The organism is Methanothermococcus jasoni (assembly GCF_049075655.1).
GTDB lineage: Archaea > AGJL01 > Methanococci > Methanococcales > Methanococcaceae > Methanofervidicoccus.
In genome coordinates this window covers 1,052,387-1,069,095 of the sequence record NZ_CP157522.1, presented here as the reverse complement: position 1 = coordinate 1,069,095, position 16,709 = coordinate 1,052,387, and the positions used below count along the sequence as shown (strand labels likewise).

14 protein-coding genes and 1 pseudogene are annotated in these 16,709 nt (G+C 32.1%); 3 read left to right on the top strand and 12 right to left on the bottom strand.

Annotated elements, in window-relative coordinates:
- Positions 1 to 10: 10 nt before the first annotated feature.
- The gene (gene hjc, locus Mjas_RS05665) at positions 11 to 412 is read left to right on the top strand and encodes a Holliday junction resolvase Hjc (RefSeq protein WP_421078584.1); all 402 of its coding nucleotides are present in this window, start codon (positions 11 to 13) and stop codon (positions 410 to 412) included.
- Here hjc and Mjas_RS05660 read toward each other — a convergent pair.
- The 11 genes and pseudogenes from Mjas_RS05660 to eno all read right to left on the bottom strand — a co-directional run bounded on the left by Mjas_RS05660 (position 409) and on the right by eno (position 12,877).
- Complete coding sequence (locus Mjas_RS05660) at positions 409 to 1,923, bottom strand: AMP phosphorylase (protein WP_421077218.1); 1,515 nt, start codon at positions 1,921 to 1,923, stop codon at positions 409 to 411. The genes hjc and Mjas_RS05660 overlap by 4 nt on opposite strands.
- 139 nt (positions 1,924 to 2,062) lie before the next feature.
- Entirely contained in the window at positions 2,063 to 4,114 is a 2,052-nt protein-coding gene (metG, locus tag Mjas_RS05655) for a methionine--tRNA ligase (protein ID WP_421077217.1), read from the bottom strand.
- 8 nt (positions 4,115 to 4,122) lie between these two features.
- On the bottom strand, positions 4,123 to 4,992 hold the full coding sequence (locus Mjas_RS05650) for a pantoate kinase (RefSeq protein ID WP_421077216.1): 870 nt from the start codon (positions 4,990 to 4,992) through the stop codon (positions 4,123 to 4,125).
- Positions 4,993 to 5,065: 73 nt separating this feature from the next.
- Entirely contained in the window at positions 5,066 to 7,771 is a 2,706-nt protein-coding gene (gene alaS / locus Mjas_RS05645) for an alanine--tRNA ligase (RefSeq protein WP_421077215.1), read from the bottom strand.
- A 157-nt stretch (positions 7,772 to 7,928) separates the two neighbouring features.
- Positions 7,929 to 8,273, bottom strand: a complete 345-nt coding sequence (locus Mjas_RS05640) for a hypothetical protein (RefSeq protein ID WP_421077214.1) — start codon at positions 8,271 to 8,273, stop codon at positions 7,929 to 7,931.
- Positions 8,270 to 8,530, bottom strand: coding sequence for a hypothetical protein (locus tag Mjas_RS05635; RefSeq protein ID WP_421077213.1), 261 nt, complete (start codon positions 8,528 to 8,530; stop codon positions 8,270 to 8,272). The genes Mjas_RS05640 and Mjas_RS05635 overlap by 4 nt, the downstream gene beginning before the upstream one ends.
- A gap of 84 nt (positions 8,531 to 8,614) precedes the next feature.
- A complete protein-coding gene (locus Mjas_RS05630; protein WP_421077212.1) occupies positions 8,615 to 10,132 on the bottom strand; it encodes a hypothetical protein in 1,518 nt (505 codons plus the stop codon).
- 24 nt (positions 10,133 to 10,156) lie between these two features.
- Positions 10,157 to 10,492, bottom strand: a pseudogene (locus Mjas_RS05625) (pentapeptide repeat-containing protein); the annotation flags it as partial.
- 23 nt (positions 10,493 to 10,515) lie between these two features.
- Positions 10,516 to 10,833 carry a hypothetical protein gene (locus Mjas_RS05620; RefSeq protein WP_421077211.1) on the bottom strand — a complete coding sequence of 106 codons (318 nt, stop codon included), beginning with the start codon at positions 10,831 to 10,833 and terminating at the stop codon, positions 10,516 to 10,518.
- A gap of 99 nt (positions 10,834 to 10,932) precedes the next feature.
- Positions 10,933 to 11,403, bottom strand: coding sequence for an acylphosphatase (locus Mjas_RS05615; protein ID WP_421077210.1), 471 nt, complete (start codon positions 11,401 to 11,403; stop codon positions 10,933 to 10,935).
- Positions 11,404 to 11,584: 181 nt separating this feature from the next.
- The gene (gene eno / locus Mjas_RS05610; RefSeq protein ID WP_421077209.1) at positions 11,585 to 12,877 is read right to left on the bottom strand and encodes a phosphopyruvate hydratase; all 1,293 of its coding nucleotides are present in this window, start codon (positions 12,875 to 12,877) and stop codon (positions 11,585 to 11,587) included.
- A gap of 318 nt (positions 12,878 to 13,195) precedes the next feature.
- On the opposite strand from eno, the gene rnhB reads away from it, so the two are divergent.
- Together rnhB and Mjas_RS05600 are read left to right on the top strand one after the other, a co-directional pair.
- Positions 13,196 to 13,999, top strand: coding sequence for a ribonuclease HII (gene rnhB, locus Mjas_RS05605; RefSeq protein ID WP_421077208.1), 804 nt, complete (start codon positions 13,196 to 13,198; stop codon positions 13,997 to 13,999).
- Between the two features lie 345 nt (positions 14,000 to 14,344).
- The gene (locus tag Mjas_RS05600) at positions 14,345 to 15,184 is read left to right on the top strand and encodes a tRNA (adenine-N1)-methyltransferase (RefSeq protein WP_421077207.1); all 840 of its coding nucleotides are present in this window, start codon (positions 14,345 to 14,347) and stop codon (positions 15,182 to 15,184) included.
- Between the two features lie 181 nt (positions 15,185 to 15,365).
- Here the strand turns inward: Mjas_RS05600 and Mjas_RS05595 are convergent, their stop codons facing one another.
- Positions 15,366 to 16,670, bottom strand: a complete 1,305-nt coding sequence (locus Mjas_RS05595) for an NCS2 family permease (RefSeq protein WP_421077206.1) — start codon at positions 16,668 to 16,670, stop codon at positions 15,366 to 15,368.
- Positions 16,671 to 16,709 lie beyond the last annotated feature (39 nt).

The following is a 16,709-nucleotide window of genomic DNA, read 5'->3' as shown; positions in this document are numbered from 1 at the left end:
GTCTGTTTTGATGGGATATAAATATAAAAAAGGTTCCAACTTTGAAAGAGAGCTCAAAAAAATGTTTGAAAATAAAGGGTTTGCAGTGGTTAGAAGTGCTGGAAGTCATGGTATTGATTTGATTGTAGGAAAAAAAGGAAAAATTTACGCATTTGAGTGCAAAACTACATCAAAAGAGAAATTTTACATCTCAAAGGAGGATGTGGATAAGCTGATAGGTTTTTCAGAAACCTTCGGAGCTCATCCATATATTGCATTGAAGATGAATGGAAAAATTTTGTTTATAAATCCACATCTTTTAACAACTTCTGGAAAAAACTATTCGTTGGATTATTATAAAATATGCCCCATTGCTACGGATTTTAAAGAACTAATAGGGGAAGGAAAGCAGATAAAATTCGAATTGATTTAGAATCTGCTAATTCTTTTAAGAAGCATACCTTCAACTCTCACAGGGTATGTTCTTCTTGCAAGATTAACTGCGGCATTCAATCTCTCCTCTGAGCTCGAATAAATTGTATATAATGCATCTCCTTTTTCTACCTTATTTCCTGTTTTTGCATGTAGGAGAACTCCCGCCTTTTTATCCTTCGGAGCTCCTGCCTCCTTTGCTATATTTGTAATTAGTTTATTTGATACGCCTGTTACATAACCATATTTTGAAGAAGTTATTTCTGCACTATACTCTCCTATTTCAATCTCATCAGGTTTTGTCTCTTCCCCTCCCTGTTCAGTTATTATTTCATTAAATTTTTCAAGTGCTTTTCCAGATGTGAGTATTTCCCATGCCACTTCATTACCTTTTCCAGGTTGCGCGGCTCCTCCAAGTTCTAACAAAACTCCTGCAAGGGAAAGGGATTTCTCAATCAAACTTTTTGGTGCAGATTTTGGGTCATTTAACGCCATCAACGCCTCTCTTGCTTCAAGTGCTGGACCAATCGCCCTACCTATTGGCTGTCCCCCATATGTCAGAACACACTCAACACGAATGCCCAGTAAGTCGCCGAGCTCTATAAATTTTCTTGCAAGCTGGTTTCCTTCTTTTTCATTCTTTATCTTTACACCATATCCTATGGGGATATCAATTACAGTATAGTTAATACCTGTTGCAATCTTTTTAGCCATAACACTTGCTAATAACTGAGGTTTAGGGTCTATTGCTAGTGGTCTTTCCACATTTATTATAATATCATCCGCAGGTGCCAGATTTACCGCACCACCCCAAACCAGACATCCATTTGTGGTCTTAACTACTCTTTTTATCTCTTCTGCATCTAAATTTACATTTGCAAGCACTTCAACAACGTCTGCTGTCCCAGCTGCTGAGGTAATAGCTCTTGATGAAGTTTTTGGAATGGTAATTCCAGCTGATGCCACTATTGGAATTGTTAAAAGTGCGTATTTATTTCCTGGAACTCCTCCTATACTATGGACATCTACAACTGGACTTTTATCCCATTCGAGCGTTTCTCCGGTTTCTGCCATTCTCTTTGTCATTTCAACAATTTCATTGGTTTCCATCCCATTTACATAGGTTGAAACCACAAATGCAGATAATTCTATGTTTGATAGTTTTCTTGATACTATCTCATCTACAATGGTATGTATTTCATGAGGTTTTAATATCTGGCCGTCCATCTTTTTCTTAATATAGTTTAAAGAAGCTGGTTTTTGAGCATGCCTTATCCTAACCTCCTCGCCTTCGTTTAAAGGTATTGGTATAACTGCCTTACTAACACCAACTTCCCCTGGATTTACCATTGTTTTTGTTGAATATAGAGTTCCCACGAAAGAACCTCCCGAACTTTCTATTAAAACCCTATCATGAGGATAATATGCAGTCCCCTTTAAATCCTCTTCATTTACAATAACTGCATTTGTTTCCAGGTCTAAATCTAAAAATTTGACTTTTAAAAATAGCATAAACATCCCCTCCTGTTTTATAATATATACTTATTTGTTTTATATGATATATAAAGTTTAAAATATAAAAAAATAAAAAATAAATATATAAAATGAAAATACATCTAATTTAGAATAAAGATATAAAAAGAAAAGTTTATTAGCAGATTTTGCTTCCTACTGGAACATCCTTATCTGGTGTTAAAAGAGCTACAACCTCATCCCCTGCGGCTAAAACCATACCTTGTGATTCTACACCGCATAATTTAGCAGGTTTTAAGTTGCATAATAATACAATTTTTTTACCTACGAGCTCCGATGGTTCATAGTGTCCCTTTATACCTGCAACGACCTGTCTCTTTTCATCCCCAATATCTACAATTAATTTCAACAATTTTTTGGATTTAGGAACCTCCTCAGCTTCTAAAATCTGTGCAACTCTCAACTCAATTTTAGCAAAGTCATCAATGCTTATTAAATCCATAGAATCACCTTTTTCATTTTCTTTGTTGTTTTTATTTTCGTCTTTATTGTTTTTTTCTTTTTTATCTTTTTTGTTTTTATTTTTCTTCTTTTCCTTAGCTTCTTCTGATTTTAATAGTTTTCCTTTAACCATCTTGATTTGGTCATCTTCAATTTTTGTAAATACAACCTTCGGCTTTTTCAAAGTATTTCCCCTAATTTCCAAATCAAGTTCTTCATTCATTAAATCAAGAAGTTTCATGGTTTTATTTGGCATAAATGGATAAAGCAAATAAACTATATATTTTACAACCACTGCACAGGTGTATAATATTTCTTTCAACCTGTTTTCATCCTCAACAGTCCAAGGCTCCATCTTCTGGAAGTAATTATTCCCCTCTTTTGCAAGGTGAATAATATCCATTATAGCATCCTTAAAGTTAAATTCCATTATGTGTTTATCTACTTTTTCAACAGTTTCTTTACATTTGTTTATCAGTTCTTTATCTTCTTCTTTTAAGCTATCTTCATCAACAACAGGAATAGCCTTAAATTTCCTGTGTGAAAATACAAGAGCTCTATGTGTGAAGTTTCCAATGATAGCAATTAACTCTGTGTTTATTCTCTTTTGGAATTCATCAAATGAAAAATCACAGTCCCTATTTAACGGTGCATTTACCATTAAGAAATATCTCAAATAATCGGAATCAAAGTATTTAACAAAATCATCTACCCAAACAACCCATTTTTTACTTGTGCTCATCTTTCTTCCTTCAAGTGTTAAATAACCGCCGCTTATCACTGACGAAGGAAGGTTATATTCACCATTAGCAATTAACATGCCTGGCCAAAATACTGAGTGATGAACTGTAATGTCCTTTCCAATAAAATGCCATATTTTTACATCGCTATCATTTTCGTTTTTATCTTTCTTTAACCAATAATCCTTCCAAACATCTCCCAACTGCTTTGTAAATGAAATATAACCAATTGGTGCTTCCAACCATACATACATTACTTGGTTTTCGCTGTCAGGTATTGGAACACCCCATTTTATATCCCTTGAAATATCCCAGTCATGGAGCTCCTTTATCCAGCTGTATGCCATATTCTTAACATGCTCAGGCATGTCTGAGCTCTCAACATAATTTCTTAAATCGTCGGATAATGCACTTAATTTAAAGAACCTATGTGTTGTTTTTCTGAGCTCAGGCGTAGTGTTGCAGTTTATACAGTATGGATTTATGAGCTCGGTTGGTTCAAGATGTCTTCCACAAACTTCGCAGTGGTCTCCTCTTGCCTCACCGCCACAGAACGGACATGTTCCTTCAACATACCTATCTGCCAAAAATCTATCACATTTCGGGCAGTAAAACTGCTCTATGTCTTTTTCATAAATGTATCCATTTTCTTTAAGTTTTTTGTAAAACTCCTGAGCAGTTTCTATATGGATATCGCTGTGAGTTTTTCCGTAGCTGTCAAACTCTACATTTAAATTGTCTAAATCTCTCTTTATCTCATTGTGATATTTATTTACAATATCCTCAGGTTTTACGCCCTCTTTTTCTGCTGTAAGTGTGATAGGAACTCCGTGGTTGTCTGTTCCACCAACATGGATTACATCCTTACCTTTTAATTTCAGGTATTTTTTCATAATGTCAGCAGGAATATATGTGCTTCTCGCATGTCCTAAATGAAGTGGTCCATTTGTATATGCCAAAGCTGTTGTTAATAAGTATTTTTCACTCATGATTTCCCTCATTGATAAATTTTACATACAATAGGTTTATTTAATATAGACAATACATCATTTAAATCTTTATCTTCACATATACAAAATACGGTATTTCCAAGCATCGCCTGTGAGCTCCCAATGGTAAAACTCAAATCATCGCATAGTTCGATTATTTCATCACTTGCAAGACCTGTATCTTTTGCAAATTTATAGGACAAACTCATGAAGTTTTCCAATGTAGGACTTTTTAATAGTTTTTGTAGGAGCTCATCAGACATTTTATTTATTTTATCTATCCATTCAGGATTGTTGATAATCGTGCCAGTTTCTTTTTTTCCAAGTATTTCAACAACTACATAATAGTTATTAATATCATCTATATTTATTTTTTTCACATCTATGGGGAGCCCGGGTTTTTTCCTTATTACAAAACCTCTTGTATATTGTGCCACCACGTCTCCAAGTCCAGTTCCGCATTTTACCTCAGCAGTATGTGCAAATTCCAAAACTTTGTTTATGTTGTAAATTTTGCTGAGCTCATATGATGCACCCAATGCACAGGAACCTGATGTGCCCAATCCACAGCCCAATGGAAAATCTGATTTATGGATGATATTGTAATTAAATTCATCCGATTCGTTGTAATTCAGATAGTTTTTAACCACTTCAATTGTTGAGCATAATTCTATCTTATCGCCATTAAAATATATTTCTCCATCGAAATCTCTGATTTCGAGTAATGAATTCCGAAGGAATTCATCTGATTTTCCGTCAATTACATCAGTATATACTCCTTTATTTAGCGTAATACCTGCTCCGGTTGAGCCTGTTTTTAATATATTTTTATCCTTATATATCTTAAAAAAACCGGTAATATGACCTGGTATAAACATAAATACACCTATTTAAAATTTTAAATGAAAAATAAAATAGTAATATGAGTTATTAATAAAAAAATATAAAAATTTATTTCAATTCTTCAAATACTTTATTTCTGAGAGTTTTAATATCATCTAAACACTTACCCTGTGCTAAGTTGTCCTTTCCTCCACCTTTTGCTATTTTCCTCAGTAGCTCTCCCATGCTGAGCTCAACACCATCTCCTCTTTTACACAAAATATATCCGTTGTTATTTAATAGAACCACAATTGAACCTTCTTTTACCAAATTATCTGCAATTGACATTAATTCCTTTGGATTTCCTTCAACCATTTCAACTAAAACATCGTAGCTTCCAACTTTTTCAAATTTATTTGCGAGCTCATACTTTTTGTATTCTCCCATTTTCTTTTGGAGCTCTTCAATTGTTTTCTTCTGCTCCTTCCATTCTTCAAAGAATCTTTTAACAGTTTTTGGAAGATTTTCAGCTGGAACTCCCAATATCTCCGAAGAGTTTAGTAAAATATCCTCCATTGCACTTACTTCTTTAACTGAGTTTATTCCGCTTGTGTATTCGAGCCTTTCAACACCATCTTGGATTCTTTCAGTTCTTAATATCTTTATATATCCAACTTCCGAAGTATTTTCACAGTGCGTTCCACCACACGCCTCAACATCTACACCTTCTATATTTATTATCCTTAGCACATTCCCTGGAACAACTCCACCTTGATATATTCTAAATCCATATTTCTGCTCTGCCTCGTTCCTATCCATGAAGGAACTCTTTACAGGAATGTTTTCTAAAACAATCTCATTTGCAATTTTTTCTATTTCCTTTATTTCATTCCTGGTTATTCTCTTGTAGTGCGTAATATCCAACCTTGCCTTATCTGGTTCAACATTTGAACCTGTCTGCCAAACATGTTTTCCTAAAACCTTCTGAGCTGCGGCATTTATTATGTGTGTAGCTGTGTGGTTTCTCATTAAATTGATTCTCTGTTCCCAATTTATTGTTCCTTTTACAATATCCCCTTCATTAAGACCTTCTACATCTGAGAGCTTGTGATATACGATATCGTCTTTCTTCTGAACCTCAACAACTTGTTTGCCGTTGATAACTCCAATATCGTATTTTTGACCACCACCTTCTGGATAGAATATGGTTTTGTCAAGAATTACATAATCATCAACTATTTTTAAGATTTTAGCTTCAAATTCTTTCTGTTTTGGATTTTTATAGAATAATAACTCGGTTTTTGGAATGTCATTCACTTCTGGAAGTGCTTTTTTCTGATTTTCTTCTGTTTCTTCACTTTCTTCCATCTTCTTCTGCTCGTGTCTTTCGGCAACTATTGTATAGAAATTATCAGGAATATTTAGTTTTATGGTTTTTTTGGTTTTATTTTTCTCATTTATTTCCTTTACAATTTCCTCAACAACCTCTGGTGGAAGCCCTTTACTATCGTAGAGCTCTATCAAATCATCAAGTGATATTTCATCTTTGGACTTAGCCAGCCTTTCGACAATTCCCCTTCCTTTGTTAATTGTTTGAATGTATTTTCTCTCTTCCTCGTCAATTACATCCATTATATAATCTTTCATTTCAAGTAATTCTGGATATAATTCCTTTAACTCTTCAAGCTGTAAATTTATAATGTCCTTTAAAGACATTGTAATTCCAACATTTTTCATGTATCTCAATGTTTTTCTTACAAGTAATCGTGCCAAATATCCGTCCTTTACATTTGATGGAACGATACCGTCCCCAAACATAAATGCAAGGCATCTTGTATGGTCTGCTATGGCATATATATTTTCTAGTGGCGTAAGTAGTTTATCCAGCTCTTCCACATCCATTTTCAGCTTTTCAGCAACCTTCTGCCTTAAAACTCTTAAATCTCCAACATTTTCAATATCCATAAGCCCAGCAAGTGTGGCACTTTCTGCAAGTATTCTATCATCAATATTTTCAATATAGTCAATGCCTACATTTTCCTTCAATTTTTCAACGATATTTCCAAATATTGCATCATAAACAGTTGGTGTTCCCTGTGATGCCCAAACAAACCTCTCTATACCGTAGCCAGTATCTATGATTTTTAAAGGCATTTCTCTATATTCATCTCCGACTTTTTCATACTGCATAAACACAAGTGTGGCGAGCTCTACACCATGAGTTATTACCTCATAGCAAGGTCCAGCGTTTCCTCCACCTTCCCACCAGCTTTCTATGAATGTAATGGATTTTTCATCTATGCCGAGCTTTTTCATGAAGTTGAAGCATAATTCGACAGTTCTATCTGTCCAATATTTAAAATCATCTACTTTATTGAATGCGTGGTGTCCTCCCATTGTAAAGCATGTTAAATGCCTTCCCGTTCTTCCAACATTGTCTATATCGTTTAATCTAATACATGGCTGAGCTATTACAAGAGGATTTGCAATTGGTTCTACAACTCCCTTTGTTACCCACGGCTGAAATACTGCAATAGATGCAATTGTTAAAAGAATATCGTTTCTCCATCTTCTCGCAGTTACTGGATACCTTTTTATTGGTGTGTGCTCATTTTCCTCAAAGAAGTTTAAAAATTCCTTCACCATCTCGGTGTATGTGTATTTTTTATCTGTAATCGGAGCTCCGATAAATGAGTATTTATCGCATGGGCTGTCTCCGCAGGTTTCTCTCTCAGGGTCTAATGTCCAAAAATACTGTCCGCATTCTTTACATTTTTTTCTCATGAATCCTTTTTTTTCAAACAACTCAACATTATAATCATGGTTTATTTCCATAAGAACACCTTTTTTATATTAAATAAAAATAAATAGGAGTGATAGTTTTTTAGAAATATATAATAAATATTTAAAAATCTTTCGTTTATAAAATTAATTAAAAGAAAAGTGATAATAATTTAACTAAACAATGGTCAATGATGCAATAATTATTTTACTATCTATTTTTATAACCAAATTTTTTATTATATTTCCTATGGTCTAAAATATCCAAAATAACCACGACAATATTTATTCCATCGTTGGTAATTGTATAGAGCATTCTCCAAAACTGCGGTAATTCGACTCTAAATAAATTAGAAATTCCATAATTGGCAATATATTCTTTTGGAATCAGTTTTTTACCTATTGCATCCCCATAATGAACATTATTTTTAAGAATTTCGACTTTATCATTTATAGCATTATATAAAGAAGCATTTTGTTTGTTGTTGCAATTGTTTTTTAGATAATTATAAACTTCAAATGCATCAGGGGATAAAATTACCCTAATTTTTTTCATAGTTCAAACCCTTCTGTAATTACCTTTTGTAGTTTTTCATTGTTATTGTATATCCAAGAAATGCCTTTTTTTGATATTACAATTTTATTGGATTGCTCTAAATAATCAAGAATTTCTTTTAATATAGGCATCTGAATGTTTGTTTTTTTAGATAGTTCATCAATTGTAATTATTGAATCTTCTTTTAAAACATTCTCAACTAATATGATGTTATCTAATGTTGGGCTGATTCTTAGTTTTGAAGGATTTGTTGCCATGAGCTCACCACCTAATTTTTATTATATTTTTGTCATGATACATATATATTGATTTTGTTAAAATGAATAAAAATTCTATAATTATTATTTTCGTTCTAATCTTCTTTTAATTGCTATTAGGATATTACCGATTAAAATTAAAGAGATGATTCTTATTAGCCATTCATAACTTGCTAATGTTTTTAATTGTTCTTTTTGTATTGGATTAGTTGTTGAATTTATAACATCTTTATCAATTCCTAATTGGAAAAATGCTCTTAATATTTGCTCGTATGCTGAACCATTTTTATTTAAAAGTTCGTTTAACAAGGGAAAGTTAGAAACAAAAAACCATATCCAATTTAAAAAATCAATAATATATGGAAACACCAATATTATAAAAAATGAAATAAATATTGGTTTTGTTATTGATTCCCCATAGTTTGATGTGAGTTTATAAATCCAAAATGTAAGCGATGTTATCACTCTACCTTTCCACATGGCATATAATACTATTATAATTGTAATTAAAAAAATCAGATAACTTTCAGTTTTTAAACATATCCAAAATTCAAATAAGACTAAGTATGGCAAGTAAAAGTAAATACCCCATAAACCATATTCCAACGCTGGTTTAATTTTTTCAATAAATTTTCTTTCATCAAATGTTGCTATTCTTCTTATTAAATCCATTTCGTAAATAAACAATTCTGACGCTTCAACATAAGTCCTATTATTTTCAAAAGATTTTCTCATGTCTCTGTATTCTTTTAAAACTGTTTCCTGTCTTAAATATGGTTTAAGTATTTCCAACGCTTTTTCATAAAGTTCATCTTTATTGTCCTCCTTTATTTCTTCGTTATTCTTTTTATCTAAATAATCTAAAAGATATTCACTTAAAATTTTCTCTGCTTTTGCAATTATTGTTATTTCTTTTACATCAGTTAATAAAAAAGATGTTTTTGATAATGGAAAGTCTATAAATGTTGTATTCTCTGGTTCTTTAAAATTAACTAAATTGAAAATTGCTATTCCTTCATCTTTGTTTTCTTCTTTCTTTTTAAAAAATGCAAGGTCTTCAAAAACAGATTCTAAAAAGAATATTTGACTAAATGAAATATTCATAAATTTTGTAGCAGATTTAAATATTAATTTTTCGAATTTGATATTTTTAGACTCAACTTCTGAAAATTCTGTTATCCCTTCAAATGTTATGTTTTTAAATTCTGATTTTTCTCCATTGGATTCAACATTTTCAAATTTAACAGAACTTTTTTCTTTAAAATTACAATTAAAAATTTCAACATCTCCTTCAAAATTTCCAGTAAATATAACATTACCATCAAAAGAGCAACCATTTATACAAAATTTTTTCTCAACATTATTTCCCATAAATTGAAAATACCCCTCACTCTCACAAAATTCAAAAGATAAACTTTTAAATTTATTCCCTCTAAAATCAGCGTTTTTAAACTTTGTTTTAATAAATATGATGTTATCTTCCCTATCCTCCTTATTTCCCTCACCATTAATTGTAAATTTAATATTCTCAAAAATAACGCCATTATTAAAATTTGTTTCTCCAAATGATATTGTATCTTTAAAAGTAAATTTAAATTTCACCTGCTCATTAAAAGTAACATTCTTAAAATCAACTTCTCCTTCAAAAGTTGCACCAATAAAATAAACATTTTTCCCAAATATTGTATTGCTAAAATCTGCCTTTTTAAATTTAGTTTCATTAAATGCAACATCCTGATTAAATGTGGTGGTATATGCCCTATACTCCCAAAGTGGATAATCATAAACACCAGAAAGGAAGCCATTCCAAAATTTAATTTTATTAAATTCTGCATCGCTAAAATTTGCCGTTCCGTTAAAGATTGTGTTTATAAATTCAACTTCTCCATTAAATATGGCATTTTTGAAATCAACTTCTCCATTAAATGTGGAGCTCCAAAAACAGACATCTCCATTAAATATTATTTTAAGAGGTTTGCGGTCTTTTACTTTAACATTTTTGGTGTTTTTCGAAGTTTTAATGCCAAAAGTTCCAAATGTAAAATTATTTTTAAATTCAATTTTATAAATATATATATATTTATATTTATAGTCATTATTATTTCTTGGTCATTTTCTTCAATAGTTGCTCCTTTTAATTCTTTATTTCTAATCTCTTCATAAATTTTTAAAATATTGATATTTTCTTCAACAATTAATTTATCATCTGATATATATTTTTGTAGTTCGAAATCTTCCCCTTTTTCCAAACATTCTATGAATTCTTTATAAAAATCTTTATTAGTAATTTCTTTTTTTACCATAATCCCCCCTAAAATTATAAAAAAATATCATTTATTTAATTAAAAAGGACATCTAAAATCTTTTCTTCCAACTTACTGGCTTCCGATAATATAAAAATCTTAAAGTTTTCTTTCAATTTTTTCCAATATATTTAACATTTTTAATTGTATTTCTTTTATTTCATTCTGTCCTTTTAGTAATTCATCCTGTCCCTTTTTAACTTCTTCCAAAACTCCAAAAATCATTTTAATATATTTAACTCCTTCATCAAGTTTTTTATTAAGTTCTAGTAAATCATCCGCTGAAATCCTGTTTATCCCACTTGGAAATTCAATAAATGTATTTAGTTCTTTCTCCTCAATCCCTTCTATTTTAATTAAATTGTCTTTTTTCTCTAAAAACTTTATACTTCTTTTAAAAAATTCTTTTAATTCTTCATCATCAAAATTTGCCAAAATTCTGACTGTTCCATCTTTATAATTATAAACTACCCCATCAATTCCCAAACCTCTTCCGATATCCTCTATTCTATCCCTAAATCCCACATGCTGAATTTTACCGTATATTTTTAATTCATAGGTTGTAGCCATAACATCACCAGATTATTTCCATGTGCCTTTATTGTTTTTATTATGCCTTTTATGTTTTTGATTATATATAAATTATTCGATATAGTGTTTATAGTGAGCTCCGAAATTAATATAATTATTGTAAAAATAAATAAAAAAAGGTAAAAAATTATAATTAAAAAAATAAAAAAGAACTATTTATTTAAAAAGGACATCTGAAATCTTTTCCTGCGTATTTTGGGTATCCGAGCTCCTCCTCAATTCTTATAAGTTGGTTGTATTTTGCAGTTCTTTCCCCCCTTGCAGGAGCTCCGGTTTTTATCTGACCTGCGTTTAATGCAACTGATAAATCTGCTATTGTGGAATCCTCTGATTCACCGCTTCTGTGGGATACTACAACACCGTATCCGTTTCTAAATGCGAGATTTGCCGCATCTATTGATTCCGATAGTGTTCCGATCTGATTTACCTTCAACAATAGAGCATTTCCTGCTCCAGATTTAATACCTTCTCTTAATCTCTTTGTATTTGTAACAAATAAGTCATCTCCAACTATCTGGATACCTTTTAATTCCTTTGTAATTGTTGCAAATCCTTCGAAATCCTCTTCATGAAGTGGGTCCTCAATTGATGCTATTGGGTATTCATTTACTATTTCTTTGTATAATGATATGAGCTCATCAGTAGTCATGTCATTTCCTTTTACAACATAATTTCCTTTTTCTGCATCGTAGAACTCACTTGCCGCACAGTCCAATGCAAATACAATTTTATCCTCATACCCTGCATTTTTTACAGCGTCATTTAATAAATCCAATGCTTCTCTAATGTCATTTACTGGTGGTGCAAATCCTCCCTCATCCCCAACATTTACAGCGTCTTTTCCGTATTTTTCTAATATTACCTTTTTTAATGTATGGTAGGTTTCCGCACACATTCTTATTGCTTCTGCTATTGAGTCGGCACCAACTGGCATAATCATAAACTCTTGGAAGTCGAGCTCATTACCTGCGTGCTCCCCACCGTTTAAAACATTCATCATTGGAACAGGCATTACATATGAGTTGCATCCTCCAATGTATTTGTATAGTGGTAATGATGCAGTATCAGCCGCTGCCTTTGCCACAGCCAATGAAACAGCGAGTATTGCATTTGCTCCAAGTTTTCCCTTATTTTCTGTGTTGTCCAATTCTCTCATTATTATATCGATTTCTCTCTGCATTCTTGAATCGTAGCCTATTAATTCTGGTTTTATAATGCTATTTACATTATCTACTGCCAATAATACACCTTTCCCTCCAAACCTTATGTCTTTATCTCTGAGCTCCACAGCTTCATGAGTTCCTGTTGAAGCTCCGCTTGGAACTATTGCACTACCGTATCCACCACCAGCTGTTAAAACCTCAACCTCTACTGTTGGATTTCCTCTTGAATCGATTACTTCTCTTGCTTTAATATCATATATATCAAATGAATCGTCCATGTTTTTTAACAAAGTTTCACCTCTATTTGTAAATGGATTTTAATATTTTTAATAGAAATAAAAATAACATAATAAAGTCTTTATAAAAAAGTGATGATTGATAATAAATTGTAATTGTGCTATAATTATATCATATAAAATTAATAAATTACTAAGACATAAAATATACCCACCATTGGAAAATCGCATGTTCATTGAAACCTGATGGCTACTCCATACGACCGCCTTATAGGTGGGATTGTCTAATGCAGTATCACCAAATCAACTGCAAATTATAATATTATCTTAAAGTATATTAATTTTTTGTATTTTTAATTTTATTTATTATTAATGAGGTCTAAAATGTATAATGGCAATGAAAATAATGGGATAATAATAGGTTTAGATGAAGCTGGAAGAGGTCCTGTTTTAGGTCCCATGGTGGTTGCACTTGTTAAAGCTACTGAAAAGGACTTAAAAAAACTTGATGAATTGGGATTAAAGGATAGTAAGAGATTGAGTAAGAATAGAAGAGAGGAGCTCTACAAAATCATTATGAATAATTATGAAGTTAAGAGCATAATCCTTGAAGCAAAGGACATAGACAAAATGATGGAGAAAACCAACTTAAATAAAATTGAATTGATGGCATTTTCAAAACTGATAAACAGCGTTTTAAAGGAAGAATATAAGGACTATAAGGATAAAAACTATAAGGTAGATAACAATAAAAAAATAAATATATACATTGACGCATGTAGTAGTAATGAAAAGGCATTTTCAAACCAAATAAAATCTAAATTGGTAGTATATAATGAAAACATTAAAATAATAGCCGAACATAAAGCGGATGATAAATATAAAATCGTCTCTGCGGCGTCAATCATAGCAAAGGTTATTAGAGATAGAATCATTGACAATTACAAAAAAATATACGGCGAGATAGGTAGTGGATACCCCAGTGATAAAATTACCCTAAATTATTTAAAAAATTATGTTAAAGAACATGGGGAACTCCCTGAGATAGCTCGAAAAAGTTGGAAAACTTCCAAAAACATATTGAAAGAATTTGAAGATGAAAATAAAAGCAATAGAAATAATAAAGCTAATAAGAATAATAAAAATAAAAAATCTATACAAATGAAGTTAATGTGAATCACCCCTTCCCTTACGGGATGGGCTTCGTGAGGTCTGTCATCGGAGTTATACTATCCTCACCCTCACTGGGCTATTCACAAGCCCATTACTCAGTATCCATTATTGGAATCCCGAGCTATGCTTACCACATCTAGCATACCTGAAACTCCTTATGGAGCCAGTCCAAATCTAAATGGTTTGTAGTTTTAGTTAATCACAAGTAGCAACAGTTATGTTATATTTAGATAGCGATATTTATAATTTTCTGTCGGAACCTTCATCCCCCTTACGGGAGGTGTCTTCCCGCCGACATTAGATAAAATATATAAAATCATAAAATAAAATTAAATACATGGTGAAACTTTGAAGACTAAAAAGCTCATAATCGATGAAAGAGAAAAAAAATACCTTATAAAAAAGGATGTGAATAACTTTGGAAATGATTTAGGCGTAATCGATTTGGAAAATGTAGAAGAGGGAACAGCAATAACCTCACATAACAACCATACATTTTATCTCGTTGAACCAACAGTTTATGACATTGTAAAAAAGATGAAAAGAAGCGTAACTACCCTTTTACCAAAGGATATAGGTATGATATTAACCTACTGTGGAATAGAAGATGGGGAAACTGTTGTAGAGGCAGGGACAGGTTCCGGAGCTCTGACAATATACCTTGCAAATGCTGTGGGAAAGAATGGAAAAGTAATTACCTATGAAAAAAGACCAGAATTTGCAAAGATAGCGAGAAAAAATTTAGAAATTGTTGGAGCTGTGAAAAAGAATCAGAAAATCATCGGATTAGATGAAGAAGATGAAAATGAAGTATCCGATAACGATAACAACGATAACGGATTATACAATGTAATTCAAAAAATCGGAGATATTACAGAAGGTATTGAAGAAAAAGATGTAGATGTAATAGTTTTAGATATGCCTGACCCATGGAATGTTGTTGAACATGCCAAAAACTCACTGAATAAGGCAAAGGGGAGAATTGCTATATATGTTCCATACATTGAACAGGCTAAAAAGAGTGTGGATGCCTTAAAGGAACATGGCTTTTTAGATATTCAAACTGTTGAGTGTATTGTAAGAAATATTGAAATTACTGAAAAGGGAGCTCGACCATCTACGAGGATGATAGGCCATACTGGATATATCACCTTCGCAAGAGTTAGGCCAACAGTAGATGAGGAGTAATTTCAATTGGTGATGAATTATAATTCACCTATATGAAAATTTAATATTATGTGAGAGCTCATCCTATTTTTTTAAATCATTTTATTAATAAAATAATATAATAATAGATTTTTAACTTTAATTTTTTTAATTTTTAATCAATTTATGTTATGCCATGCTCTAAAAAAATATAAATAAGATATTATCCTGATAAATAGACGAATCTCAAAGCAAAGACTGCTGCCAATATATAAACAATCCAATGGACTTCTTTTGCTTTTCCACTGGCAATTTTCAATATTGGATAGGATATGAACCCTAACGCTAAACCAGTTGCTATGCTGTAAGTTAATGGGATGGTGATTAAGGTTATAAATGCAGGAATAGCATCTGAAACATCATCCCAATTTATGTTTTTTACATGGCTCATCATCAATGTTCCAACAATAACCAATGCAGGAGCTGTTGCATAGACTGGGATTGCACTTACTATTGGATGGAAAAAGATGGCAAGTAAAAACAACAGAGCCACAATTACTGAAACAAACCCTGTCCTTCCTCCAACCGCTATACCTGATGCAGATTCAATATATGTGGTAACCGTTGAAGTCCCCAGCAATGAGCCGATAGTTGTTCCTATGGAATCTGACATCAATGCCTTCTCAGCCCTTGGCAATTTTCCATCCTCTAAATAACCTGCCTGAGAGCTCAGGGCACTTAATGTTCCCAATGTATCAAATAAATCTATAAAGAAGAATGACAATATTATTGTCAGTAGCCCTAAATTCAGAGCTCCCATAACATCCAACTGCATAAATGTTGGTGCTATTGAAGGTGGCATCGAAACAATACCCTCTGGAAATGGGGAAATGCCAAGAATCATCCCAATTAAAGATATTGCTATAATACCCCACAAAATAGCCCCAACTACCTTTCTACATAGTAAAATACCTATTAAAAATATACCAAACATTGCTAACAAGGTTTGAGGTTCCAATAAATTACCCAATGTAACCAAAGTTGCCTCACTACTAACAATAATTCCTGCACTTTTCAATCCAATAAACGCAATAAACAAACCAATACCCACAGCAGTTCCATATTTTATGGCATTTGGAATTGCGTTAAATATCACAGTTCTTATTTTTGTGAGTGTTAAAATTATAAACAATATTCCAGATATAAATACAGCCCCCAAAGCAACTCTCCAATCAACTCCCATACCTAAGCACACACCAAAGGTGAAGTAGGCATTTAATCCCATACCCGGAGCAAGTGCAAAGGGGTATCTTGCAAAAAGACCCATAATCAATGAGGCAATTGCGGAAGCTATACAGGTTGCCACCATAACTGCCCCAAAATCCATTCCTGCAATGCTCAATATCTGCGGATTCACAAAGATGATGTATGCCATTGTCATAAATGTTGTTATCCCTGCCAATGTTTCGACTTTAAAATTTGTTCTATATTTTTCAAATTCAAAATATTCAGCAATTTTATTCCCCATAAAACCACATCCTCCATTTGTTAAAAATATGATTTTAGC